The sequence below is a fragment of the Streptomyces sp. NPDC093094 genome (assembly GCF_044754345.1).
GTDB lineage: Bacteria > Actinomycetota > Actinomycetes > Streptomycetales > Streptomycetaceae > Streptomyces.
The window spans coordinates 379,425-402,803 of the sequence record NZ_JBIVOX010000007.1 but is presented as its reverse complement, the minus strand read 5'-3'; the positions used below and the strand labels follow the sequence as shown (position 1 = coordinate 402,803).

General features: G+C 71.3%; 24 protein-coding genes. 21 read left to right on the top strand and 3 right to left on the bottom strand.

Annotation, left to right across the window (positions count from 1 at the left end):
* Positions 1-35 precede the first annotated feature (35 nt).
* The gene (locus tag ACIQGV_RS17910) at positions 36-1,358 is read left to right on the top strand and encodes an Nramp family divalent metal transporter (protein ID WP_402495740.1); all 1,323 of its coding nucleotides are present in this window, start codon (positions 36-38) and stop codon (positions 1,356-1,358) included.
* A gap of 170 nt (positions 1,359-1,528) precedes the next feature.
* Here the strand turns inward: ACIQGV_RS17910 and ACIQGV_RS17905 are convergent, their stop codons facing one another.
* On the bottom strand, positions 1,529-3,241 hold the full coding sequence (locus ACIQGV_RS17905; protein WP_402495738.1) for a chitinase: 1,713 nt from the start codon (positions 3,239-3,241) through the stop codon (positions 1,529-1,531).
* 320 nt (positions 3,242-3,561) lie between these two features.
* Between ACIQGV_RS17905 and ACIQGV_RS17900 the strand changes: the two genes are divergently transcribed.
* Genes ACIQGV_RS17900 through ACIQGV_RS17835 form a run of 14 tightly spaced genes read left to right on the top strand, consistent with a single transcriptional unit; the run spans position 3,562 to position 14,621 of the window.
* A complete protein-coding gene (locus ACIQGV_RS17900; protein ID WP_402495736.1) occupies positions 3,562-4,404 on the top strand; it encodes a hypothetical protein in 843 nt (280 codons plus the stop codon).
* A 50-nt stretch (positions 4,405-4,454) separates the two neighbouring features.
* Positions 4,455-5,162, top strand: coding sequence for a Flp pilus assembly protein CpaB (gene cpaB / locus ACIQGV_RS17895; RefSeq protein ID WP_402495734.1), 708 nt, complete (start codon positions 4,455-4,457; stop codon positions 5,160-5,162).
* A gap of 10 nt (positions 5,163-5,172) precedes the next feature.
* A complete protein-coding gene (locus ACIQGV_RS17890; RefSeq protein WP_402495731.1) occupies positions 5,173-6,408 on the top strand; it encodes a CpaE family protein in 1,236 nt (411 codons plus the stop codon).
* Complete coding sequence (locus ACIQGV_RS17885) at positions 6,405-6,785, top strand: pilus assembly protein (protein ID WP_402495730.1); 381 nt, start codon at positions 6,405-6,407, stop codon at positions 6,783-6,785. Before ACIQGV_RS17890 ends, ACIQGV_RS17885 begins: the two co-directional genes overlap by 4 nt.
* Before the next feature lies 1 nt (position 6,786).
* A complete protein-coding gene (locus ACIQGV_RS17880) occupies positions 6,787-7,167 on the top strand; it encodes a TadE/TadG family type IV pilus assembly protein (protein WP_402495727.1) in 381 nt (126 codons plus the stop codon).
* Positions 7,164-8,501 (top strand): CpaF family protein, encoded by a 1,338-nt coding sequence (locus tag ACIQGV_RS17875; RefSeq protein WP_402495725.1) that lies wholly within the window; start codon positions 7,164-7,166, stop codon positions 8,499-8,501. The genes ACIQGV_RS17880 and ACIQGV_RS17875 overlap by 4 nt, the downstream gene beginning before the upstream one ends.
* 8 nt (positions 8,502-8,509) lie before the next feature.
* Entirely contained in the window at positions 8,510-9,454 is a 945-nt protein-coding gene (locus ACIQGV_RS17870; protein WP_402495723.1) for a type II secretion system F family protein, read from the top strand.
* Positions 9,455-9,464: 10 nt separating this feature from the next.
* On the top strand, positions 9,465-10,352 hold the full coding sequence (locus tag ACIQGV_RS17865; RefSeq protein WP_402495720.1) for a DUF5936 domain-containing protein: 888 nt from the start codon (positions 9,465-9,467) through the stop codon (positions 10,350-10,352).
* A gap of 8 nt (positions 10,353-10,360) precedes the next feature.
* On the top strand, positions 10,361-11,770 hold the full coding sequence (locus tag ACIQGV_RS17860) for a sensor histidine kinase (protein WP_402495718.1): 1,410 nt from the start codon (positions 10,361-10,363) through the stop codon (positions 11,768-11,770).
* A complete protein-coding gene (locus ACIQGV_RS17855; protein WP_402495715.1) occupies positions 11,770-12,528 on the top strand; it encodes a response regulator in 759 nt (252 codons plus the stop codon). Before ACIQGV_RS17860 ends, ACIQGV_RS17855 begins: the two co-directional genes overlap by 1 nt.
* A gap of 60 nt (positions 12,529-12,588) precedes the next feature.
* Entirely contained in the window at positions 12,589-12,786 is a 198-nt protein-coding gene (locus ACIQGV_RS17850; RefSeq protein ID WP_402495870.1) for a Flp family type IVb pilin, read from the top strand.
* Entirely contained in the window at positions 12,783-13,385 is a 603-nt protein-coding gene (locus tag ACIQGV_RS17845) for a pilus assembly protein TadG-related protein (RefSeq protein ID WP_402495868.1), read from the top strand. The genes ACIQGV_RS17850 and ACIQGV_RS17845 overlap by 4 nt, the downstream gene beginning before the upstream one ends.
* A 37-nt stretch (positions 13,386-13,422) precedes the next feature.
* Positions 13,423-14,004, top strand: a complete 582-nt coding sequence (locus tag ACIQGV_RS17840; protein WP_402495713.1) for a hypothetical protein — start codon at positions 13,423-13,425, stop codon at positions 14,002-14,004.
* An 8-nt stretch (positions 14,005-14,012) separates the two neighbouring features.
* Positions 14,013-14,621, top strand: coding sequence for an OmpA family protein (locus ACIQGV_RS17835; RefSeq protein WP_402495710.1), 609 nt, complete (start codon positions 14,013-14,015; stop codon positions 14,619-14,621).
* Between the two features lie 22 nt (positions 14,622-14,643).
* Here the strand turns inward: ACIQGV_RS17835 and ACIQGV_RS17830 are convergent, their stop codons facing one another.
* Positions 14,644-15,051 carry a DUF192 domain-containing protein gene (locus tag ACIQGV_RS17830; RefSeq protein WP_402495707.1) on the bottom strand — a complete coding sequence of 136 codons (408 nt, stop codon included), beginning with the start codon at positions 15,049-15,051 and terminating at the stop codon, positions 14,644-14,646.
* A 91-nt stretch (positions 15,052-15,142) separates the two neighbouring features.
* Here ACIQGV_RS17830 and ACIQGV_RS17825 point away from each other — a divergent pair, with 91 nt between their 5' ends.
* From ACIQGV_RS17825 to ACIQGV_RS17800, 6 genes are all read left to right on the top strand, one after another.
* Entirely contained in the window at positions 15,143-16,015 is an 873-nt protein-coding gene (locus ACIQGV_RS17825; RefSeq protein ID WP_402495705.1) for an LLM class flavin-dependent oxidoreductase, read from the top strand.
* Positions 16,016-16,127: 112 nt separating this feature from the next.
* Entirely contained in the window at positions 16,128-16,907 is a 780-nt protein-coding gene (locus ACIQGV_RS17820) for a methyltransferase domain-containing protein (RefSeq protein ID WP_402495702.1), read from the top strand.
* 760 nt (positions 16,908-17,667) lie between these two features.
* Positions 17,668-18,441, top strand: coding sequence for an isoprenyl transferase (locus ACIQGV_RS17815; RefSeq protein ID WP_402495700.1), 774 nt, complete (start codon positions 17,668-17,670; stop codon positions 18,439-18,441).
* A 319-nt stretch (positions 18,442-18,760) separates the two neighbouring features.
* Entirely contained in the window at positions 18,761-20,086 is a 1,326-nt protein-coding gene (locus ACIQGV_RS17810) for a PhoH family protein (protein WP_402495698.1), read from the top strand.
* Positions 20,087-20,484: 398 nt separating this feature from the next.
* Positions 20,485-21,195 carry a transglycosylase SLT domain-containing protein gene (locus tag ACIQGV_RS17805; protein ID WP_402495695.1) on the top strand — a complete coding sequence of 237 codons (711 nt, stop codon included), beginning with the start codon at positions 20,485-20,487 and terminating at the stop codon, positions 21,193-21,195.
* Positions 21,196-21,337: 142 nt separating this feature from the next.
* Positions 21,338-22,678, top strand: a complete 1,341-nt coding sequence (locus tag ACIQGV_RS17800) for an AI-2E family transporter (protein ID WP_402495693.1) — start codon at positions 21,338-21,340, stop codon at positions 22,676-22,678.
* Between the two features lie 162 nt (positions 22,679-22,840).
* Here ACIQGV_RS17800 and ACIQGV_RS17795 read toward each other — a convergent pair whose 3' ends face one another.
* Positions 22,841-23,377, bottom strand: coding sequence for an alkyl hydroperoxide reductase (locus tag ACIQGV_RS17795; RefSeq protein WP_402495690.1), 537 nt, complete (start codon positions 23,375-23,377; stop codon positions 22,841-22,843).
* Positions 23,378-23,379: the final 2 nt, after the last annotated feature.

Sequence of the window (23,379 nt, the reverse complement as noted above, 5' to 3'; positions counted from 1 at the left end):
TGCCCCGCCTGGACACCTGCGCTTTCTTGGCGTCCATGGCGGACACCACGGGACACCCCACGGAACCAGGCGTCGCACCCGCAACCAACCCCCCACCTCGCCGAGCGAGTTGGCGTCACATCGGCCCCGGCGTCGTCGTCGCCGCCACCGGTGTCGGCGCCGGCGACCTCGTCGCCACACTCATCGCCGGCAGCAGCTTCGGCTACACCCTTCTGTGGGCCGCGGTCGTCGGCTGTCTGGTGAAGATCTCCCTGGCCGAGGCGGCAGGCCGCTGGCATCTGTCCACCGGCCGGACCCTGTTCGACGGCTGGTCGAGCCTGGGCCGGTGGACCACCTGGTTCTTCGCCGTCTACGTCGTCGTCTGGGGCTTCGTCTACGGCGCGGCCGCGATGTCCTCCAGCGCGCTGCCGCTCCAGGCGATGTTCCCGGACGTGATGGACCTGAAGTGGTGGGCGGTCGCCTGCGGTCTGTCGGGCCTGGTGTTCGTCTGGTTCAACCGCTACGCCGTCTTCGAGAAGGTCATGACCGTCCTGGTCGGCGTCATGTTCGTGGTGACGGTCTACCTGGCGGTCCGGGTCACCCCCCACCTCCCGGAGGCTCTCGCCGGGCTGCTGCCCGTGCTGCCCGACGAGAAGGACTCCGTCCTCAACACCCTCGGCCTGATCGGCGGGGTCGGCGGCACCATCACGCTCGCCGCGTACGGCTACTGGGTCAACGCCAAGGGCTGGACCGACACCGGCTGGATGAAGGTCATGCGGTTCGACAACCGCGTCGCCTACGCCACCACCGGCGTCTTCGTGATCGCCATGCTGTTCGTCGGCGCCGAGCTGCTGCACTCCGCGAACGTGGCGATCGCGAGCGGCGACAAGGGCCTGATCCAGCTCGGCGACATCCTGGAGGCCGAGTACGGCTCCGCCACCGCCACGTTCTTCCTGATCGGCTTCTTCGCCACCTCGTACACGTCGCTGATCGGCGTCTGGCACGGCGTGAGCCTGATGTTCGCCGACTTCGTCGCCCGGCTGCGCCCCGGCACCGAGGCCCGCGGCGAGGCGGTGGCCTCCGGTGCCCGTGAGCGCTCCTGGCCCTTCCGGGCCTATCTGCTGTGGCTGACGTTCCCGCCGGTCGTCCTGCTCTTCCAGAACCAGCCGTTCCGCCTGATCATCGTCTACGGCGTGCTGGGCGCGGCCTTCCTGCCGTTCCTGGCGGGCACGCTCCTGTGGCTCCTGAACTCCGCCCGCACGCCGCGCGAGTGGCGCAACGGGCCGCTCAGCAACGCGATGCTCGCGCTCGCCGGGCTGCTCTTCCTGGTGCTGTGCGTGCAGCAGATCCGGGACCAGCCCTGGTCGGACTTCTTCTGACCGTCACGCGCACACCGGCGGCCGTCACGCACGCACGCACGGCCGTCACGCACGCACGGACGGCCGTCACGCACGCACGGACGAGGGCCGCCGCCCGGTCAGGGGAGCGGCGGCCCTCGCCCGCCACCCCTGCCCGGGTGGGGTGGGCAGGGACGGCAGGCCGTGCCGTACTACGGCAGGGCGTGGACGTGCGGCCCCACCGCGTTGGACCACGCGTTGCCCGCCGTGGCGTCCCAGTTGGTCGACCAGGTCATCGCGCCCCGCAGAGCGGGGTAGGTCCGCGACGGCTTGAACGAGCCGCAGTTGGTTCCCTTGGCGAGACAGTCCAGCGCGTTGTTCACCACGCTCGGCGAGACGTACCCGCTGCCCGCGCCCCGCGTCGAAGCCGGCAGGCCGAGGCCCACCTGGGACGGCGCCAGACCGCCCTCCAGCTGGATGCAGGCGAGGGCGGTGAGGAAGTCCACCGAACCCTGTGAGTACACCTTCCCGTCACAGCCCAGCATCGAACCACTGTTGTAGTACTGCATGTTGACGACCGTCAGGATGTCCTTCACGTTCAGCGCCGTCTGGAAGTACGCGTTGGACGTGGACTGCATGTCGATGGTCTGCGGGGCCATCGTGAGGATCAGCGACGGGCCCGCCTTCGCCGACAGCGAGCGCAGCGCCTGGGTCATGTAGGTGGCGTTGAGGCCGTTCTCCAGGTCGATGTCGACGCCGTCGAAGCCGTACGTCTGCATCAGGGAGTGGACCGAGTCGGCGAAGGCGGTCGCCGAGGCGGCGCTGTTGACGCCGACCGTGCCCTTCTCGCCGCCGACCGAGATGATCACCTTCTTGCCCGCGGCCTTCTTGGCGCGGATGTCGGCCTTGAACTGGTCGACGGTGTAGCCGCCGAGCCCGGCCGAGTCCAGGTTGAAGGTGACGGCACCCGGTGTGCTGGTGGCGTCGGCGAAGGCGACGGCGATGATGTCGTACTGGTTCGGCACGTCGGAGATCTTCTGGACGGTCGCGCCGTTGTTGAAGTTCTGCCAGTAGCCGGTCACCGCGTGCTTGGGGAGGTTGCCGCCGCCGCCCGGGTCCGTGGGCCCGGTCACGGCGGTCACGGCCGCCGACTTCGGCGACTCGCCGGCCGAGTTGGTCGCGGTGACCTGGAAGGAGTAGCTGGTGGAGGCGGCGAGCCCGGTCACGGTCGCGGAGGTGCCGGTGACCGCGGTGATCTTGTTGCCGTCGCGGTAGACGTTGTAGCCGGTCGCGCCGGAGACGGTGTTCCAGGCGAGGGACACCGACGTGGACGTCGTACCGGACACGCCCAGGCCGCCCGGGGCGCCCGGGACCGTCGGGCCGGGGTCGGTGCCCCCGCCGCCGTCGGGGCCGAGCACCGAGACGTCGTCGGCGAGATAGGCGGCCTGGCCGTACCAGCCGTGCAGATAGACGGTGACGGAGGTGGTGGAGGCGCCGGTGGTGAAGGTCGTCGACAGCTGCTTCCAGGAGGGCGCGTCGGGCGTCCACGTCGACACGTCGGTCGTGCCGGTGCCGGTCGCACCCAGATAGGTGTAGCCGCCCTGCACCCAGGCGCTCAGTGTGTACGTCGAGTTCGGCTTCACCGCGACGCTCTGGCTGCACCGGGCGTTGTCCTGCCCGGCCGGGGCGGCCCGCAGCGCGGCCGAGCCCCCGTGCACCGGGGAGGAGACGGTCGTGCCGCTGGACGCGCTGCACGTCCAGTTGGCGAGGCCCGACTCGAAGCCGGCGTTCCGCGCGTTGTTGACGTCGGCCGCGGACGCGTCGACGGCCGCGGTGAGGGACAGGGCGAGGGCTGCGGTGACGGCGCCGGCGAAGAGGCGGGTCCGTCGTCTCCGGCCGGGCGGAGCGGGCTGTGCGCGGTCCACTGGGGCCTCCGGTGGGGGAAGTGGGGTGGGGAAGAGAGACGGTGGCCACCGTTGGACGTCCAAGTTGGTCCAGACCAATCGGAGTTGTCAAGAGGTCCAGACCAACTCGCCCGCAGGAGTGCAAGTTGTTGGCGACTGCGCGCAACCTGACCCGTTTTGACGTGACTTGCGCGTCAGCAGTTCCACCGGAGCTCACCAAACGCTGTTCTCCGGTCACAGACCCGTGGGTAAAGTGCCGACGTAGTCACGCACTGAAGTCGTCCCGGCTCACCGGAGTGACACTCCGGAAGGCCGGCCGGCGGGGAATCGGGGAGCTGCGCGTGCCAACTGCCGTTGCCGTGACCAGTGCCGACCTGGCACTGCCGCCGCTGGACGAACGCACCGTGCCCGCGGCCGTCCTCGACGGCATCGACCGCGAACCGCTCGAACAGGCCGTGACCCGCCTGTCCGTCCTGGTCGAGCAGCACGGCCATGTGATCGTCGTCCACTCGCCGGGCGCCGATCCGGCCGTCGAACGGCGCCTGCGCACCGTCCGCTCCCTGCTGGAGAGCGACCGCATCGCCCTGTTCCGGCCCGAGCTGCCGCCCCTGGCCGTCGCCGTCCTCGCCCGCCAGCTGCGCCAGCTCGCCTCCTGCGACCTCGGCCCCGGCGTCCTCGCCTCCGCCGGGCGGCTGCTCACCCACTATCTCCACGCCGGCGCGGTCCTCGGCTCCGTCGCCAGGCTCGACCGGGTCCCCGTCACGCTCAAGGCCCACGCCAAGTCCTGGATGCCCGGGAGCCAGTTCGCCGTCGTCGCCCACCCCGAACCGCAGCTCGTGCGGATCGGCCCCGAGGCGTCCCTCGCCGGACCGGAGTTCGCGACCTCGATGCTGGTCGCCCGGGGCCAGCTCCCGTCCGACTGGGTCACCGGCACCCTCGCCCCCGCCTGGAACGCCCAGGGCCTGCGCGAGACCGGGCTGCCCGCCGAGTCCCCCCGCTGGTGGGGCACCGCCCGGCTGACCGAGTTCTGCAGCTTTCTGCCCGACCTGTCCGTCCTCTACCAGCTGGTCGCCTCGGTGCGGCAGAGCGTGTGCCACTGGTGCGGCCTCGACGTCATCGGCGACCGCTGTGTGTTCTGTTCCGCCGTCCCGCCCGCCTCGGAGAGCCGCATGCTCACCGGCTGACCCCTCGCCACCTTGCCCACCAACCCACCCCCATAGAGGTTGCTCGGTTCATGAACTCCCGTCAGCGCCGCGGCGTGATACTCCTGCTCCTGTCGGTCCTGGGCGCCCTGGCCGCCTTCGCCGGCGTGCTCTCCGTCGTCGACGACGTGAAGTCCAAGGTCGGCCCCGAGGTCGCCGCGTACGAGCTCAAGAGCGACGTGGAACCCTACACGGCCCTGAACCCGGCCCAGTTCAGGCGGATCAGCATGCCCGAACGCTGGCTCTCGGCCAACGCGGTCACCGACCTCGACGACATCCGGGGCAAGATCGCGGTCACCACCCTCAAGAAGGGCTCCCTGCTCCAGAGCGACATGGTCGCCGACCAGCCCGAGCTGAAGCCCGGCGAGCAGGAGGTCGCCATCATGATCGACGCCGCGACCGGGGTGGCCGGCAAGATCACACCCGGCTCCGCCGTCAACGTGTACGCCACCTTCGAGGGCGAGCGCGAGGGCGCCCCCGACCAGTCCCGGATCGTCGTCACCAACGCCCGCGTCCTCGACGTCGGAGAGCTCACCGCCCTGGAACCCGGTGCCGGCGACCGCTCCCGCCGCACCACCGAGGCCGTCCCCATCACGTTCGCGCTGTCCACCCTCGACGCCCAGCGTCTCACCTACGCCGAGTCCTTCGCCCAGCGGGTCCGCCTCGCCCTGGTCGCGCCCGGCACCGGCACCGCCGTCCCCGACAAGGACCGCACCTACGAACTCGCCCAGGACAAGTGAGAGGCCCGGCATGCCCACGAGGATCCTCCCGGCCGTCGGCGACGCGGACGCGGTCCGGTCCGTCACGACACTCCTCAGCCAGCTTCCCGACGCCGAACCCCTGGTCCCCGTCGTCGACTCCACCCAGCTCGTCGACACCCTCGCCCGCCTCGCGGCCGAGTCCGTCGACGAACTGCCCGAGGTCGTCGTCGTCCACGAACGCATCGGACCCGTACCGGCACTGGAGCTGATCCGCGAGGTCGCCCTGCGCTTCCCCGCCGTCGGCGTCATCCTCGTCACCACCGACGCCGGACCCGGCCTGTTCGCCGCCGCCATGGACTCCGGCGCCCGCGGCCTGGTCGCCCTCCCGCTGTCGTACGAGGAGCTCGCCGGCCGCGTCCAGGCCGTCGCCGCCTGGTCCGTCGGCGTACGCCGCCACCTCGGCCACGGCGCCGACGTGTTCTCCGGCGTCGGCGGCACCGTCGTCACCGTCAGCGGCGCCAAGGGCGGTGTCGGCACCACCCTCACCGCCGTCCAGATCGCCCTCGCCTCCCAGGCGTCCGGCCGTGGCACCGCCCTGGTCGACATGGACCTCCAGAGCGGCGACATCGCCGCCTACGTCGACGTCCAGTTCCGCCGCTCCGTCGCCGACCTCGCCGGCATCACCGACATATCCCCGCGCGTCCTCGCCGACGCCGTCTTCCGCCACGACACCGGCCTCGCCCTGCTCCTCGCCCCCGCCGAGGGCGAACGCGGCGAGGAGGTCACCGACCGCGCCGCCCGCCAGATCGTCAGCGCCCTGCGCTCCCGCTACGAGACCGTCGTCATCGACTGCGGCGCCCAGACCACCGGCGCCTCGGCCGCAGCCGTCGAGATGGCCGACACCGCCCTGCTCGTCACCACCCCCGACGTCATCGCCGTACGCGGCGCGAAACGGGTCGTGCGCATGTGGGACCGGCTCCAGATCCGCAAGGCGGAGGAGACCACCGTGGTCGTCAACCGCCACAGCCGCAGCACGGAGATCCAGCCGTCCCTCATCCGGAAGATCACCGGCACCGCCCTCGCCGGCACCTCCGTCCCCGCCAACTTCAAGGAGCTCCAGTCCGCCGTCGACGCCGGCCGCGTCCACGAACTCGACGCCAAGAGCCAGGTCCGCCAGGCCCTGTGGGCCCTCGCCGGCGAACTCGGCCTGGTCAAGGCCCAGGCCGGAACACAGAAGCACGGCCGGCTGCGAGGGGACCGGCGGCGCAAGGACGGTGCGGGATGAGGCGGCCCGGCCCTTCGGAGCGGGACTCGGGGCAGGTCACGATCGAGTTCCTCGGGATGACGCCGACGATCCTGATCACACTGGTCCTGATGTGGCAGTTCGTGCTGACGGGGTACACCTTCACGCTCGCGGCCGACGCGGCGGACGAGGCGGTGCGGGCGGGGACCGCGGCCTCTCGGGGAGAACGGCAGGGGGCGTGTCAGGCCGCGGGGCTGGAGAAGCTGCCCGACGCCTGGAGCGGCGAGATCACCTGCGGAGGCACCGGCTACGTCACCGCCGAGGTCAGGCTGGAGGTGCCGGTGCTCTTCCCGGGCTCGGTCGCCTTCCCCTTCGAGGTGACGGGCCACGCGGGCGCGGTCGAGGAGGAGACGGACTGAGATGCCGTACGACACCATGACCCGCGCCCGCGCCCGCGACCGAGGCCAGGTCGCCCTCGAATACCTCGGCTTCGTCCCCATCCTGATCCTCGTCGCGCTCGCCGGCGTCCAGGTCGGCCTCATCGCCTACGCCGGACAGCAGGCGGGGACGGCGGCGAGGGCGGGGGCACGCAGTGCCTCGCTCGGGCAGAGCGCGCAGGAAGGCTGCGCGCAGGCGGTCAGCGACTGGCTGTCGGTCGCCTGCACCGCTGCCCACGGCGACGACGAGGTGACGGTCACCGCCGTCGTCGACATTCCCGACTTCGGCTGGGACTTCGGCGAGGCCACCAAGTCCGCCACCATGCCGCTCGACCACACCGACGAGGAGTCCGGCCAGCCATGAGCCTCAGGGCACGCATCAACTCCCCCGAGGAGCACGCCGGCCGGGGCGAGGACGGCCATCTGGTCGCCTCCTACCGGGCCAAGCTGCTGGAGGAGATCGACCTCGCCGAGATGGGCTCCCTCGCCGCCGCGGAGCGCCGGGCGCGCCTGGAGCGGGTCCTCGGGCACATCATCAGCCGCGAGGGCCCGGTGCTGTCCACCGTCGAGCGCTCCCAGCTGATCCGCCGCGTCGTCGACGAGGCGCTCGGCCTCGGCATCCTGGAGCCGCTCCTGGAGGACGCCTCGATCACCGAGATCATGGTCAACGGCCCCGACGCGGTCTTCGTCGAACGCGGCGGCCGCGTGGAGCAGCTGCCCCTGCGGTTCGCCTCCCACGACCAGCTGATGCAGACCATCGAGCGGATCGTGTCCACCGTCAACCGGCGCGTGGACGAGTCCAACCCCATGGTCGACGCCCGGCTGCCCTCCGGGGAGCGCGTCAACGTCATCATCCCGCCGCTGTCCCTGACCGGCCCGATCCTCACCATCCGCCGCTTCCCGCGCTCCTTCACCCTCCAGGAACTGATCGGCTTCGGCTCGCTCGACGAGCACATGCTGTTCCTGCTCGCGGGCCTGGTGCAGGCCAAGTTCAACATCATCGTCTCGGGCGCCACCGGCACCGGCAAGACCACCATGCTCAACGCCCTGTCCGGCCTCATCCCCGACGGCGAACGCATCATCACCATCGAGGACTCCGCCGAGCTCCAGCTCCAGCAGGCCCACGTCATCCGCCTGGAGTCCCGCCCGCCCAACGTCGAGGGCAACGGCCACGTCACCATCCGCGACCTGGTGCGCAACTCCCTGCGCATGCGGCCCGACCGTATCGTCGTCGGCGAGGTCCGCGGCGGCGAGTCCCTCGACATGCTCCAGGCGATGTCCACCGGCCACGACGGCTCCCTGGCCACCGTGCACGCCAACAGCGCCGAGGATGCCCTCACCCGTCTGCAGACCCTCGCCTCCATGTCGGACGTGGAGATCCCCTTCGTCGCCCTGCACGACCAGATCAACAGCGCCGTCGACGTCCTCGTCCAGCTCACCCGGTTCGCCGACGGCGCCCGCCGCATCACCGAGATCGCGGTCCTCGACAGCCACGGCGGAGAGCCGTACCGCCTGGCCACCGTCGCCCGCTTCGACGCACAGCCCATGACCCCGGACGGCCGTGTCCACGGCGCCTTCCGCTGCTTCCCGCTCCCGCGCCGCACCGCCGACCGCCTCTACATGGCGGGCCAGCCCGTCCCCCAGGCGTACGGCGTGGCCCGGCACGCGGACCAGCTCGCCACCCGAGAAGCCAGGTAGGACCGCCCATGGAACTGCGCACCCTCGTCCAGCTCACCACCGGGCTGACCCTGCTCGCCTGCCTCCTCGCCGTCCTCGGCGTGCACACCTACGCGGCGGGCCGTGCCCAGCGCCGGGCCCTGGTCGACCGGCTCGCGCTGGAGGGCCCCACCGGCACACCCGGCCGACGCCGCCACTTCCGCGGACTGGACCGCCGTCTGCGCCGCACCCGGCTCGGCCGCCTGCTGGAACTGCGCCTGGCGTCCACCGGCCTGGACATCACCCCCGGGGAGTTCTTCGCCGCCATGACCACCGCGGTCGTCGCCCTCTGGCTGATCGGGCAGGCCGCCCTCGCCCCCTTCTTCGGCCCCATCGCGGGCGTCCTCGGCATCTGGGCGGCATGGCAGTTCCTCAACTGGCAGCGGCAGAAACGCATCGAGAAGTTCATCAACCAGCTCCCCGAGCTGGCGCGGATCCTCGCCAACGCCACCCAGGCCGGCCTCGCCCTCCGTACCGCCGTCGGCATGGCCGCCGAGGAACTGGAGGCACCCGCGGGCGAGGAACTGGCCAAGGTCGCCAACCAGCTGGCGATGGGCGCGGCCATGGACGACGCGCTCGGCGAACTCGCCGACCGGCTGCCCTCCCGCGAACTCGTCGTCCTCGTGACGACCCTGGTGCTCTCCAACCGGGCCGGCGGACAGGTGGTCGGCGCCCTGCGCAACCTCACCGAGACCCTGGAGGAGCGCAAGGAGACCCGCCGCGAGATCCGCACCCAGCTCTCCCAGGTCAGCATGACCTCGTACGCCGTCCCGCTCATGGGCGTCGGCGCGCTCTTCCTGATGAACGGCGTCAAGGACGGTGCCCTCGACCGCATGACCGGCTCCCCCGTCGGACAGGCATGCGTGATCATCGCGTTCGCGCTGTACGCCGTCGGCTTCGTCCTCATCCGCCGCCTGTCCCGCATCGACGTCTGAGGAGGCTGGGATGGCCTTGCTGCTCGCTCTGCTGATGGGTCTCAGTGTCTGGGGCGCCTTCGCCGGGATCCGCATGTACCGGGCGGACGCGAAACTGCCCGGGGACCTGGCCCTGGCCCTGGAGGTCGGCTCCACCCGCACCGGCGCCGTCGACTCCCTCGTCGACCGCATGGGCATGCGCTACGCCCCCGCCGTGCTGCGCCTGATGGGCCCCAAGCAGGCCGCCAGGTACCGCCGTAAGATCGACCTCGCGGGCAACCCGGGCGGCCTGACACTCGACCGCTACGCGGCCAGGCGTGCCGTGTACGGAGCCCTGGGCGCGGTGGGCGCCCTGGTGTTCCTGCTCCGGGGCGACTTCTTCGTGGCCCTGCTGCTACTGGCCTTCGGCGCCTTCTGGACGGAGGTCGGGATCTGGTCGGCGATCCGCGTCCGCAAGGACGTCATCGAACGGACCCTGCCCGACTTCCTCGACGTCCTCGCGGTCGTCGTCGGCGCGGGCCTCGGCTTCCGCCAGGCCCTGGACCGGGTCGCCTCCCGCTACGAGGGCCCCTGGGCCGACGAGATCCGCATCACCCTGCGCCAGATGGACCTCGGCATGAGCCGCCGCCAGGCTTTCACGGAACTGCGCCGGCGCAACGACTCCGAGCAGGTCGCCATGTTCGTGACCGCGCTCCAGCAGGGCGAGGAACTCGGCGCCCCGATCGTCGACACCCTGGTCGCCCTCGCCCGGGACATGCGCCGCACGGACGCCCAGAACGCCCGCCGCAAGGCCGCCCGGGCCGTGCCCAAGGCCACCATGATGATCACCACCTTCATGGTCCCGGCCACGATGCTGCTCCTCGGCGCCGGCCTGATCCTCGGCTCCGGCACCGACTTCGGCTCGGTCACGGGACGCTAGGGGGACCGGTGGCGACGACGACGATCGCGACGACGGACCGGCCCCGGTGGCGGCGGCCCGGCGCGGCGAGGACGGCAGCGGCGGCGCCGGCCGTGGCACCGCCCACGCCGCCGCTGCCCATCCAGGTCAACGCCGTCCAGGCCATGTGCCGCCAGGTCTTCGGCTTCCGGCTGGCCATGATCGCCGTGGCCGCCCCGGCGGCCCTGCTCAACGCGAGCCCCGGCCTGGGCGTACGCCTGGTGGGGGCCGCGGTGGTGGTCACCTTCATGGGCTCCTACGTCCTCTTCCGCGACTGGGAACGCTTCGGCCCGCTCCTGCTGCGCCACCCCTCCCTCCTGGTCCTGGACACGGTCCTCGGCGCGCTGCTCCTGGTCTCCGCGGGCCCGGACACCACGCTCGCCTACGTCAGCGTCTGCACGCCCCTGCTCGCCGGCATCGTCTACGGCTGGCGCGGCGCGGCCTTCTTCGCGTCCCTCCAGGGCCTGATCCTGCTGCTGGTCCACGCCGTGCTGGGGCCGGGCGAGGAGGTGGCCGAGTCCCTCCTCCTGCCGGGCCTGTGCGTCATCACGGGCGCCGTGGGCTCCACCCTGCGCAACCTGATGCTGCGGTTCGGCGCCGCGACCGAGGCGCTGTCGGCGACCCGGGCCCGCCTGGCGGTGACGGAGGCGGTCAGCGCGGAACGGGCCGGCCTCGCCCGGGAACTGCACGACTCGGTCGCCAAGACCCTGCACGGCGTCGCCCTGGCGGCGGAGGCCCTCTCCCGCACCGCGGCGGCCCCGGGCGCGGACCCCGCCGCGCTCGGCGCCCAGGCGGACCTGATCGCCCGGGCGGCCCGCAGGGCGGCGGCGGAGTCCAGGGACCTGCTGTCGGACCTGAGACGCGCGGCGGACGGCGAGGAACCCGCCGAGGTGTGTCTGACCGGGGAACTGGCCGCGCGCGTCGCCGACTTCGCCGCACGGTCGCCGCTGAGGGCGACCTACGAGGCGGACCTGCCCGCAGGACTGAAGGTCCCGCACACCAGGGCCCGCCACGTGGCGACGATCGTCACCGAGGCCCTCGACAACGCAGGCCGGCACGCCCGCGCGACCCGGGTCGGGGTGCGGGCCGAGGCGCGTGCCGGCGTCCTGCGCGTCACCGTCCGGGACGACGGCCGCGGACTGCCCCCCGGCACGACGCTCGACGCCCTCCGGCACTCGGGCCACTTCGGCCTGCTGGGCATGACCGAACGGGCGGCCTTCCTGGGCGGCGGCCTCCGCGTGGGCCCGGCCGGGGACGGGGACGCGGGGGGCACGGAGGTGTGTCTGGAGGTGCGCCTGGAGAAAGGGCCAAAGACCGGTCCGGAGCCGGGTCCTGCGACGGACCCCGCGGCGGGTCCGGAGGCGCCGGTCCCGCCGGCTCGACGAGGGGGGCGCAGCTGATGCCGGAACGGGTCCCGGTCCGGGTGGTCGTGGCCGACGACAACCCGGTCGTCCGCGCGGGCCTGACGGCCCTGCTCTCCGGCCGGGAGGACATCGAGGTGGTGGCCCAGGCCGCCGACGGCCACGAGGCGTGCGAGGCGGCCGCACGGCACCGCCCCGACGTGGTCCTCCTGGACGTCCGCATGCCCGGCCTGGACGGGCTCTCCGCCCTGCCCCGCCTCGTCCGCCACGCCCCGGTCCTGATGCTGACCTACAGCCGTGAGCCCGGGACCGTCCAGGAGGCCCTGCGCCACGGCGCCGTCGGCTACCTCGTCCACGGCGAGTTCACCCCGGACGAGCTCGTCGCCGCCGTACGGGACGTGCGCCGGGGGAGACCGCACTTCACGGCGAGCTCGGGAGCGGTGGTGCTGGCCAGGTTGCGAGAGGGTGCGACTGCAATGAGCGTAGAGGAATTAGCGGGCGAACAGCGGGAGTTTCCGCCTTATGTTCTTTCGCAAATGCAATCAGATGTGAGACAGTCGACGGCGGGGGGACGGCAGGGCCCCGACCACCACCTCAGCGCCCGGGAGGCCGAGATCATGGACCTCATCGCCTCCGGCATGACCAACCAGCAGATCGCCGCCGCCTGCTTCATCACGGAGAAGACGGTCAAGAACCACATCAACCGCATCTTCGCCAAACTGCACAGCACCACCCGAGGCGAGGCCACCGCCAAGTGGCTGGGCACCGACGCGCACCCCCGAGGAGGCACCCGATGAACCGGAGTTGGGCCCCCTCTTGGGCCCAGGGACCCTCTTCGCGCCCACCCGCACGGGGTACTGCTAGCCCTGACGACAGTGTTTCCGCTGCGGCGGGAGGGGAGCGCCATGCGCAACGACAAGGGTCAGACCGCGGTGGAGTACCTGGGAATCATCGCGGTGGTGGTGGCAATCGTGCTGGCGATCACGGGCACGGACATCGGGCAGTCGATCTACGACGCGATCACGGAACAGATCGCCGAGGTCACGGGTGGCTGACACGCCACCGCACATGCGGTGACGCCGGGCAGGCCTTCCCTATCTACATCACGGTGGTGGGGGGCCTGCTTTTTCTTGCGTTGGCCTACCTGGCGGTCGGCCAGGCCGGGGCGAGCCGAGGCGAGACCCAGACGGCCGCAGACGCGGCGGCTCTGGCCGCGGCACTGGAGGAGCGGGACCAGCTCGCCGACGCGTGGATCGCGAACATTCGTGAACCCGCGAAGTGGCTGGAGATCTTCGCCGGGCTGGCGCCGGGCTTGGAACCCTCGTGCGGGCGAGCCTACGAGCTCGCCGCCATGAACGATGCCACGGCGGATTGTGATCCGGACGGCCCGCTGCGTTTCACCGTGACTGTCGACGCGAACGAACCTGTCGGGGATTCCATCGTCCCGGGCACGGAGTCCTTCTACGCGGAGGCTGATGCCGCGGCCGTGATCGAGCCTCGCTGCACGTTCGATCCTCTGGGGGAGGGCGCCGAGGAGGAAGCGCTGCCGGAGCTCGTGTGCGGGGACGAGGGCGAGGTATGGGACCTCGACCCGGAGGATCTCGACGACCTTCCGAAACCCGAGGACCTTTTCGACGTCCATCTGGCTGACTGAGAAGCGAACGGCGAACGAGGGAGAAGGAAGCGAAGCCATGAGTATGCGGTTCACAACGAAGGCCCGCGGGGGGATGGTCGCACTGACCGTTGCGGCCGGACTGGCCCTCGGTGTGGCTGGTTGCGGTGGCGGAGGTGAGGACGACAAGAAGCCGGAGCGCTCAGCCTCGGCGTCCCGGGGATCCGACCCCCGACCGAGCACCCAAGAAGGAGACTCCGAGCAGCCACTCGCCGAATTGAAGGGAGCGGACGGACTGCTTCTGCAGATCACCTCCGCCGCTCGCGACAGTGGTGGGTTCGTCACCGTGAACGGAAATCTGAAGAACGACGGTGCCAAGAGCGTTGTGGTGCCTGCCGCACTCAGCGGCAACGAGACGGAGATCGTCCGGAACGGACGGTCGCTCGGCGGCGCCACCCTTGTCGATTCCAAGGGCAAAAAGCGGTACTACGTACTGCGTGACACCGACGGGCGCCCGCTGACGACCACCGGTTTCTCCATGATCAAGTCTGGCGAGACGGTGGCTGTCTTCATGCAGTTCCCCGCACCCCCCACCGACACCACCGAAGTCACCTTCCAGCTCCCCACCTTCGCCTCCGCCCCCATCCAGATCTCCGGATGAGGCCCTCCATGACCCCCACACGCCTCACCCTGACCCTCACCGCGACGACGCTGCTCCTGCTGACCGGGACCACCGCGTACGCCGACGACCCCAGTGTGCCGCCGGGGACCGAGCCGACGGCTGCCGCTCCGGTGGACGTCGACGGCAACGACCCGGACCTGAAGCTCCCCGAGGGAGCGACCCTGGCCGAGCCGAAGGTGCTGGACATCAAGCAGGTCGTCGAGGACGAGAGCGGCGACGAACGCCGTGAGGACACCAACGCGGACGTGAAGTTCGCCCTCCAGGCCGAGGTGCTGTTCGGCAAGGACAGCGCGCGGCTCGGCGCGGAGGCGAGGGCGCGCATCGCGGCGATCGCGCAGGAGATCCGGGCCCAGAACGCCACCAGGATCCGCGTCTTCGGCTTCACCGACGACCTGGGCTCCTCCGCCCACGGCGACGTCCTGTCCAAGCAGCGCGCCAACGCCGTCCACGACGTCCTGGACGACGCCCTCGACGATCCCGGCGTCACCTTCGAGGTCCGCGGCTACGGCGAGCAGTACCCCATCGCCTCCAACGCCACCGAGGCCAGCCGCAGGAAGAACCGCCGGGTGGAGATCTCCTTCCCGCGCGGGACCTGACCGCGGCACGGCCGGCCCCGGGTCAGGGGGCCGCCGTCTCCACCTCGACCTCCGTGCCCGCCCGCAGGCCCCACGTGCGCATGCTGCCCGCCGCGGCCTCCAGGACGTGGCGGGCCCGGAGACGGGGAAGGCCCAGACGGTTGGGAGGCATGGTGCGCAGGGCCAGGATCCTGAGGTTCCGGTCCAGGTAGGCGACGTCGATCGGGATGCGCATGCCGAAGGTGTGGATGCTGCCGGCGGGGGAGAGGAGCAGAGCCCCCGTCACCTCGTCCCGGCCCAGGAGGCCCTTGGTGCGGGCCCGGTAGGACGTCGCTATCTCCAGGGGGATCGGCGGCGGCGCGGCCCCTGCCGGTTCCGCCCCTCTCACCACCGTCAGCCGTCCCGGCCCGTCCCGCCAGCCGCCCCGGCCCCGGCCCTGGTCTCGGCCCATGTCGGTCCCCTCCCCGTACCGCGGATCATGCCGTGCCCCCCGACAACGTAAAGGAGTTGTCCCGCTCCCGGGGGCCGGATAGGAAGGCCGCATGACTGAACTGGGTGCCGTCTTCCGTCCTCAGCTTCCGCCCGAGCGGCTCCGGGAGGTGGTGCGGGTCGCCGAGGGCAGCGGGCTGGAGCAGCTCTGGCTGTGGGAGGACTGCTTCCTGGAGGGCGGTGTCTCCACCGCGGCCGCCGCGCTGGCGTGGAGCGAGCGGCTGCGGGTGGGGGTCGGTCTGCTGCCGGTGCCGCTGCGGAACGTGGCGGTCACCGCGATGGAGGCCGCCTCGCTGTACCGGATGTTCCCCGGCCGGGCGACCGTCGGTGTGGGGCACGGGGTGCAGGACTGGATGGAGCAGGTGGGAGCCCGGGCCGAGTCGCCGCTGACCTTGCTGCGCGAGCACCTCGACGCGCTGCGGGCGCTGCTGCGCGGGGAGCGGGTGACCCGGCGGGGCCGGTACGTCCGGCTGGACGGTGTGGCGCTGGACTGGCCGCCCGCACAGGCCGGCGACGTGTTCTGCGGCGCCACCGGGCCGCGTACGCTGCGGCTCTCCGGCGAGGCGGCCGACGGCACGATCCTGCACGCGGGGACGTCGCCGGAACGGGTGCGTGAGGCGCGGCGGCTCGTCGACGAGGGGCGGGCGGCGGCCGGGCGCAGCGATCCGCACCGGCTGGTGGTCTATCTGGTCGCCGCCACCGGGGCCGACGCCCGGGACCGGCTGCACGCCGAGCTGGTGGCGGAGGGCGTCGCCGATGTGCCCGGGCTCGGGGCCGCGGGTGAGGCCGAGGCCGTCGCGGAGGCCGTCCTGCGGTTCGTGGAGGCCGGCGCGGACTCCGTCGTGCTGCAGCCCACGGCCGGGGAGAAGGACCCGGAGGGCTTCGTCCGGTTCGTCGCCGAACAGGTGCGGCCGCTGGTGCCGTGAACCGGTGCCGTGAACCGGTGCCGTGAGCGGGCGCCGCGGGCGTGCCGCGAGGGGCGTGCCGGGCCCCGAAAACGGGCGGCGTCCCCGCGGGGTCTGCTGGCATCCTCGCGGTATGCAGCCACGTACGTTCGAGGAACTCGTCGCCGAGGGCGCCTCCGTGCCCACCGAGGGCTGGGACTTCTCCTGGTTCGCGGGGCGTGCCGGCGAGGCGCGGCCCTCGTGGGGGTACGCCGTCTCGCTGGCCGGGCGGCTGGCCGCGGCCGACGCGGCGCTGGACGTCCAGACGGGCGGCGGCGAGGTGCTGGACTTCGCCCTGGGGCGTGCCGGGAGGACGCCCGCGCGGATCGCGGCGACCGAGGGCTGGCCTCCGAACGTCGCGAAGGCCGGCGCCCTGCTGGGCCGGCGCGGTGTCGTGGTGGCCGCCTCGGACGAGGACGCCCCGCTGCCCTTCGCGGACGGCACGTTCGACCTGGTCTCCAGCCGGCACCCCGTGACGCCGCACTGGGCCGAGATCGCGCGGGTGCTGGCACCCGGAGGCACGTACTTCGCCCAGCACGTCGGCCCCGGCAGCGTCTTCGAGCTGGTCGAGTTCTTCCTGGGGCCGCTGCCGCAGGAGGTGCGCCGTGCCCGCGATCCCGAACGTGAGCGCGCCGGGGCCGAGGCGGCCGGGCTGGAGGTCGTGGACCTGAGGGCCGAGCGGCTGCGGGTCGAGTTCCACGACATCGCCGCCGTCGTGCACTTCCTGCGCAAGGTCGTGTGGATGGTGCCCGGCTTCACCGTCGAGGCGTACGAGCCCCGGCTGAGGGAGCTGCACGAGCGGATCGCGGCAAAGGGGCCGTTCGTCGCCCACAGCAGCCGTCATCTGTTCGACGTACGGCGGCCGAAGGGCTGATCGCCGCGGCCTCTGCCGGGCGAACGGGTGGAATGGCCGGGAAGCGCCGTCAGGCGGAGCGATGCGCCCCGCTTTGCAGAAGGGCCGTCATATCCACTGCAAATGGGGCAAGTGGCTCATGTGTGCCCCTCTGGCCCCATCGTTCACACCTTTTCCACATCGTTACCGCGACCAGGTCGCTTTGGATCACGGATCTCACGTAAGTTCAGACCAAGGTAATTCGCGTGAGCAAAGCTGCGCGTGGGGCGCCGCGCAGCGGAGGGGGCTGCGCGGTGCCCTGCCCCATCAGGCTCGTCAAATGCGTGCACGGGGTTCGGTTAGCCCGTCGGAGGGACCTGGCCTCCCCTGTGCCGCCGCTGTGTTCCGGCCATGAACGGCCTGTGAACCAGGCATTCCGGGGCCACTGAGGCGTTGTCGTCCGATTCCGGAGAGTAATTGCGGCATGCCGATGCACGCAGCATCACTTACGAAGGGTTATGGTGGAAACCCCCCCTCGGGCCGGTCCGTCTCCCCCCCACGGACCGGCCCGTTTTTCATTGCCTCGCGGCACCCCGGGGGGAGCGTCCCCAAGGGGCGCGGGGCCGCGTCGGCCCACGGCTGCCGCCCGGGCGCGGCCGGCCGGGCGCGGCGGCGAGCCGCGCATCCGAACAGAAACCACCACCCGCGGTGGGCGTCATCACCCACCCGCACACCCCGGTCGACAGCGGGGGTAGGCTGCGGCCCGCGGGGACCGCATCCGCACAGGAGGGGCTGACATCACGTGAACCTGCGCGACAAGCTGCGCGGCCTGCTCGTCAGGCTGTACACGCGCCGGGTGGAGGGTCACCTGGACCACGCTCAGGTGCCCAAGCACATCGGCGTGATCATGGACGGCAACCGCCGCTGGGCGAAGGCCGCCGGCTCCACCACCGTGCACGGTCATCGCGCCGGTGCCGACAAGATCGAGGAGTTCCTCGGCTGGTGCACCGAGGCCGACGTCGAGGTCGTCACCTTCTGGATGCTGTCCACCGACAACTTCACCAGGCCCGAGGAGGAGCTCGTCCCCCTCCTCGGCATCATCGAGGGCGTCGTGCGCACCCTCGCCGCCGACGGCCGCTGGCGGGTCCACCATGTCGGCACGCTCGATCTGCTGCCGGCCGGGATGCAGCGCACGCTCAAGGAGGCCGAGGAGGCCACCGCGCACGTCGACGGGATACTGGTCAACGTCGCCATCGGCTACGGCGGACGCCAGGAGATCGCCGACGCGGTCCGCTCGATGCTGCTCGACGCGGGCGACAAGGGCACCTCGCTGGAGGAGCTCGCCGAGGCCGTCGACGTCGACATGATCGGCCGCCACCTCTACACCGGCGCCCAGCCCGACCCCGACCTCGTCATCCGCACCAGCGGCGAGCAGCGGCTGTCAGGTTTCATGCTCTGGCAGACGGCTCACTCGGAGTACTACTTCTGCGAGGTCTTCTGGCCGGCCTTCCGCAAGGTCGACTTCCTTCGGGCCCTGCGCGACTACGCGGCGCGTCACCGGCGTTACGGCGGCTGACGGCGGACGTACCTCCGCGAGTGCGGACGTACCTCACGTAACGAGGAGTTCACCGGTCCGCCGTCATATGCCCTGGCATGGCGGCGGGTGTTCGAGGGCATAAGCCAAGCAGGCCGACACCCGAACCACGGGTGTCGGATCTCAGCGGACGGCACGAGTCCGTCCGCCCGGGAGGCCCTTTGCACCAGCCCCACCGTGCGTCCACTGCACGGAAGCAGCCGCGGAGGTCCGGTTCTCGGCCCGCGGCGCGCGAGGGTCGTCGACCGGTCCAGCTCCACCTCGTCGCTCCCCGACCTCATCCGAGGGGGTACGTCCTTCCGTGGTGACCAGCGCAAAGCGCCACAAGTCAGACCGGCGCACCTATGTTCTCGACACCAGCGTCCTGCTGGCCGACCCCAATGCCCTCAGCCGCTTCGACGAGCACGAGGTCGTGCTCCCCGTCGTCGTGGTCACGGAGCTGGAGGCCAAGCGGCACCATCCCGAACTCGGCTACTTCGCCCGTCAGGCGCTGCGCCTGCTGGACGACTACCGCGTGCGGTACGGCCGTCTCGACGCCCCGATCCCCACGGGCGATCTGGGCGGGACGCTCCGTGTCGAGCTCAATCACTCGGACCCCAGCGTGCTGCCCAGCGGCTACCGCCTGGGGGACAACGACTCCCGCATCCTCGCGGTCGCCCGCAATCTGCAGGCCGAGGGGTTCGACGTCACCGTCGTGTCGAAGGACCTGCCGCTCCGGATCAAGGCGTCCTCCGTGGGACTCCAGGCCGAGGAGTACCGGGCCGAACTGGCCATCACGGACAATTCCGGCTGGACCGGGATGTCCGAAGTGACCCTGCCGGCCGAGCAGGTGGACATCCTCTTCGAGGAAGGACACGTGTACGCCCCCGAGGTGGCCGATCTGCCCGTGCACACCGGACTGACCATCCAGTCCGAGCGCGGCAAGGCGCTCGGCCGGGTGACGGCCGAGGGCAATGTCCGTCTGGTGCGCGGGGACCGGGAGGTCTTCGGCATCCACGGCCGCAGCGCGGAGCAGCGCATCGCGCTCGATCTGCTCCTCGACCCGGACATCGGGATCGTCTCCATGGGCGGCCGGGCCGGCACCGGCAAGTCGGCACTCGCGCTGTGCGCGGGGCTGGAGGCCGTGCTGGAGCGCCGGCAGCACCAGAAGGTGATGGTCTTCCGTCCGCTGTACGCGGTCGGCGGGCAGGAGCTCGGCTATCTGCCGGGCACCGAGGCGGAGAAGATGAGCCCGTGGGCCCAGGCCGTCTTCGACACGCTGTCGGCGGTCACCGGCCGCGAGGTCATCGAGGAGATCACCGCGCGCGGGATGCTGGAGGTCCTGCCGCTCACCCATATCCGCGGCCGCTCGCTGCACGACGCGTTCGTGATCGTGGACGAGGCGCAGTCCCTGGAGAGGAACGTCCTGCTCACCGTTCTGTCCCGGATCGGCGCCAATTCCCGGGTGGTTCTCACCCATGACGTGGCACAGCGGGACAATCTGCGCGTCGGCCGCTACGACGGTGTCGTCGCCGTGGTGGAGAAACTGAAGGGGCATCCGCTCTTCGCGCATGTCACCCTGACCCGGTCCGAAAGGTCCCAGATCGCCGCACTTGTGACGGAAATGCTGGAGGACACCCAAATCTGAGCCGTGTGAGGCCGGTTGGCGCCGTCCCGTAAAGGCCGAGAGCCTAGCGGGGCGGCGCCTTCCTGTGTGCGTGTTCGATGAAATCCCTGGGGGTGAAAGGGATGTGAGCTTTCACACGCAACTCAGAATTGCCTTGCGCCGTTCGGTTACGGCAGAGTCTCACTCCTGTCAGGCCCCGCATACGGCACACGTGTACCCCCAGCGGTGCACAACAACTGAAGCAACACGTCAACTTCATAGCGCCGCCGTATGCCGCCCGAGCACCACGCGGCGCTCCCCTTGCGGGAGTTGCCCACCGGGTCCGTGCCTCCCGTGACCCGGTAGTGGGGAGGCCAGCGCCAGGGGCACGATTGCGTCCGCCAGGGTCACCGAAGCGGGCGCTGCTGGAAGGAAACCGTGTGAGCCGGATTTCGGTCCGGGGATTCGCAGTGGCTTCGGCCACCGCGGTCACCGCTGTCGGAAGCGTCGTCGGCGTTGCCTCGGGCAGCACCGCGCAGAACAACGACGCCGAGGCGACGGCAGCCGGCGCGACGCTTCTCGCGGACATCCCCGCGGGCCAGCAGGCCGAGGTGCAGACCGCGTCCCTGACGCAGCAGGCCGACGCCCAGGCCATCGCCGCGGACTTCACCGCCAAGAAGGACGCCGAGGAATCGGCCCGCAAGGCCGCCGCCTCGACCGCGGTCGCCAAGAAGGAAGCGGCCGTCAAGGCCGCCGAGGAGGCCGAGGCCGCCAAGGAGCGCGAGGAGGCGGAGAAGCTCGCCGCCAGCCGCAGCGAGGCCCGTGCCGACGCCACCACCTTCGCCGTCCAGAGCTCGTACTCCGTCTCGCAGATCCAGTCGATGGCGCGGCAGATGGTGCCGGGCGACCAGTGGACCTGCTTCAGCAACATCGTGGACCACGAGTCGAGCTGGAACTACCAGGCGGTGAACCCCTCCTCCGGCGCGTACGGCCTCTTCCAGGCCCTGCCCGGCTCCAAGATGTCCTCGGTCGGCGCCGACTGGCAGACCAACCCGGCCACCCAGATCCAGTGGGGCCTCAACTACATGAACGAGCGCTACGGCAGCCCGTGCGGCGCCTGGTCGTTCTGGCAGGCCAATCACTGGTACTGAGTCACCGGGCTCGCGCGAGCCCGTTCTCTCAACCCCGGAAAGCCCCTCCCCGTCTTCACGGAGAGGGGCTTTCGCCCTGTACGGTCTGACACGACGACTCCAGGGGGGAGTGGTGGGGAAGGACGGGGGAAGAGGACGGATCATGTCGCGAGTGCCTGGATGGCTCGACCGGATCGGCAGCGGACTGACCGAGATGGGACAGCGGTTGGACGAGCGCCGCGCGGAGGTGGAGCAGGAGCACACCGAGCCGGGGCGCGGGATCCATGACGCCCCCGAGAAGTCGCCGGCTCCTTCCGTCCCTCCGCCCGTCGTGGTGCCACGCCCCGACGACCCCTCACAGGCCGTCCCCTGGGGGGTCCGGGTCGCCGCCGAGGCCGGCTGGCGTCTGCTGGTGCTGGCCGGCACCGTCTGGGTGCTCATGCGGGTCATCAGCGCGGTCCAGCTGGTGGTGCTCGCGTTCGTCGCCGCGCTGCTGATGACCGCGCTGCTCCAGCCCACCGTGGCCATGCTGCGCCGGCACGGCGTACCGCGAGGCCCGGCCACCGCGCTCACCGCGGTCCTCGGCTTCGTCGTCATGGGCCTGATCGGCTGGTTCGTGACCTGGCAGGTCATGGAGAACATCGACGACCTCTCCGACCAGGTCCAGGACGGCATCGACGAACTGCGCCGCTGGCTGCTCGACAGCCCCTTCCACGTCACCGACAAGCAGATCAACGAGATCGCCAAGAACCTGCGGGAGGCGATCGGCGCCAACACCGACCAGATCACCTCGGCCGGTCTGGAAGGTGTCACGGTCGTCGTCGAGGCGCTCACCGGCATCCTGCTGGCCGTCTTCTCGACGCTGTTCCTGCTCTACGACGGCCGGCGCATCTGGGAGTGGACCCTGAAGCTGGTCCCGGCCGCGGCCCGGCCGGGTGTCGCGGGGGCGGGGCCGCGGGCCTGGCGGACACTGACGGCGTATGTGCGGGGCACCCTGGTGGTCGCCCTCATCGACGCGATCTTCATCGGCCTCGGCATCTACTTCCTCGATGTGCCGATGGCCGTGCCGCTGGCGGTGTTCATCTTCCTGTTCGCCTTCATCCCGCTGGTCGGCGCGGTGATCTCCGGCGCGCTGGCCGTGGTGGTCGCGCTGGTGACCCAGGGCGTGTTCACGGCCGTGATGACGCTGGTGGTGGTGCTGGCGGTGCAGCAGATCGAGGGCCACATCCTGCAGCCGTTCATCCTGGGCCGGGCGGTGCGGGTGCATCCGCTCGCGGTCGTGCTCTCGGTCGCCGCGGGCGGCATGATCGCCGGCATCGGCGGCGCGGTGGTCGCGGTCCCGCTGGTCGCGGTGACCAACACGGTGGTCGGCTATCTGCGGGCGTACACCCAGGAGGCGGCACTGCGGACGGCCCCCGAACCCCGCGGTGCCACAGCCCTGGACGCGGCTCCGGTCCGGCCGCCCGTCGCGGAACCGGAGGGCCCCGCCCACCCGGAGGGCTGAGCGGGGCCCGGTCCCGTCGGCCGACTCCCGGCCCTGTCGGCCGTGCCGTCGGTCCGGTCGCCCGTCCAGGAGACGGAGAAGCCCCGCCCACCCGGAGGGTGGACGGGGCCTCGTGGAACAGCGGTCACCCGGCGGCGGGGGCCGCCTCCGTGTCCGCCGCGGTCACTCCGCGGCGAGAACCGCTTCCGTGTCGAGGGTGACGCCGACGGCCTGGACCACCGAAGCGATCTTGAATGCCTCCTGGATCGCCTCGCGCTCCACGCCCGCCTTGCGCAGCACCTGCTCGTGCGAGTCCAGGCACATGCCGCAGCCGTTGATGGCGGAGACGGCGAAGGACCACAGCTCGAAGTCGACCTTGTCGACGCCGGGGTTGCCGATGACGTTCATCCGCAGACCGGCGCGCAGGTTCCCGTACTCGTGGTCCGAGAGCAGGTGGCGCGTCCGGTAGAAGACGTTGTTCATCGCCATGATCGCGGCGGCGGCCTTGGCGGCCTGGTACGCCTCGGGCTTCAGGTTCTCCTTGGCCTCGGGCTCCAGCTCACGCAGCACGATCGGGGAGCGGGAGGCGATGGCGGTGGCCAGCACCGTGCCCCACAGCTGCTGCGCGGGCAGGTCCGAGTTGCCGATGACCGAGCCCAGGTTGAGCTTCAGGTCCTTGGCGTAGTCCGGTATCCGGGACTTGAGGGAGTCGAGGGACATGC

Bases quoted from the DNA above. Each gene is read 5' to 3' on its own strand.
- ACIQGV_RS17885 (WP_402495730.1), top strand. From the start codon at position 6,405: ATGAGGCGGCCCGGCCCTTCGGAGCGGGACTCGGGGCAGGTCACGATC.
- ACIQGV_RS17910 (WP_402495740.1), top strand. From the start codon at position 36: ATGGCGGACACCACGGGACACCCCACGGAACCAGGCGTCGCACCCGCA.
- ACIQGV_RS17855 (WP_402495715.1), top strand. From the start codon at position 11,770: ATGCCGGAACGGGTCCCGGTCCGGGTGGTCGTGGCCGACGACAACCCG.
- ACIQGV_RS17840 (WP_402495713.1), top strand. From the start codon at position 13,423: ATGAGTATGCGGTTCACAACGAAGGCCCGCGGGGGGATGGTCGCACTG.
- ACIQGV_RS17835 (WP_402495710.1), top strand. From the start codon at position 14,013: ATGACCCCCACACGCCTCACCCTGACCCTCACCGCGACGACGCTGCTC.
- ACIQGV_RS17795 (WP_402495690.1), bottom strand. From the start codon at position 23,377: ATGTCCCTCGACTCCCTCAAGTCCCGGATACCGGACTACGCCAAGGAC.
- ACIQGV_RS17880 (WP_402495727.1), top strand. From the start codon at position 6,787: ATGCCGTACGACACCATGACCCGCGCCCGCGCCCGCGACCGAGGCCAG.
- ACIQGV_RS17890 (WP_402495731.1), top strand. From the start codon at position 5,173: ATGCCCACGAGGATCCTCCCGGCCGTCGGCGACGCGGACGCGGTCCGG.
- ACIQGV_RS17800 (WP_402495693.1), top strand. From the start codon at position 21,338: ATGTCGCGAGTGCCTGGATGGCTCGACCGGATCGGCAGCGGACTGACC.
- ACIQGV_RS17820 (WP_402495702.1), top strand. From the start codon at position 16,128: ATGCAGCCACGTACGTTCGAGGAACTCGTCGCCGAGGGCGCCTCCGTG.
- ACIQGV_RS17865 (WP_402495720.1), top strand. From the start codon at position 9,465: ATGGCCTTGCTGCTCGCTCTGCTGATGGGTCTCAGTGTCTGGGGCGCC.
- ACIQGV_RS17825 (WP_402495705.1), top strand. From the start codon at position 15,143: ATGACTGAACTGGGTGCCGTCTTCCGTCCTCAGCTTCCGCCCGAGCGG.
- ACIQGV_RS17875 (WP_402495725.1), top strand. From the start codon at position 7,164: ATGAGCCTCAGGGCACGCATCAACTCCCCCGAGGAGCACGCCGGCCGG.
- cpaB (WP_402495734.1), top strand. From the start codon at position 4,455: ATGAACTCCCGTCAGCGCCGCGGCGTGATACTCCTGCTCCTGTCGGTC.
- ACIQGV_RS17830 (WP_402495707.1), bottom strand. From the start codon at position 15,051: ATGGGCCGAGACCAGGGCCGGGGCCGGGGCGGCTGGCGGGACGGGCCG.
- ACIQGV_RS17870 (WP_402495723.1), top strand. From the start codon at position 8,510: ATGGAACTGCGCACCCTCGTCCAGCTCACCACCGGGCTGACCCTGCTC.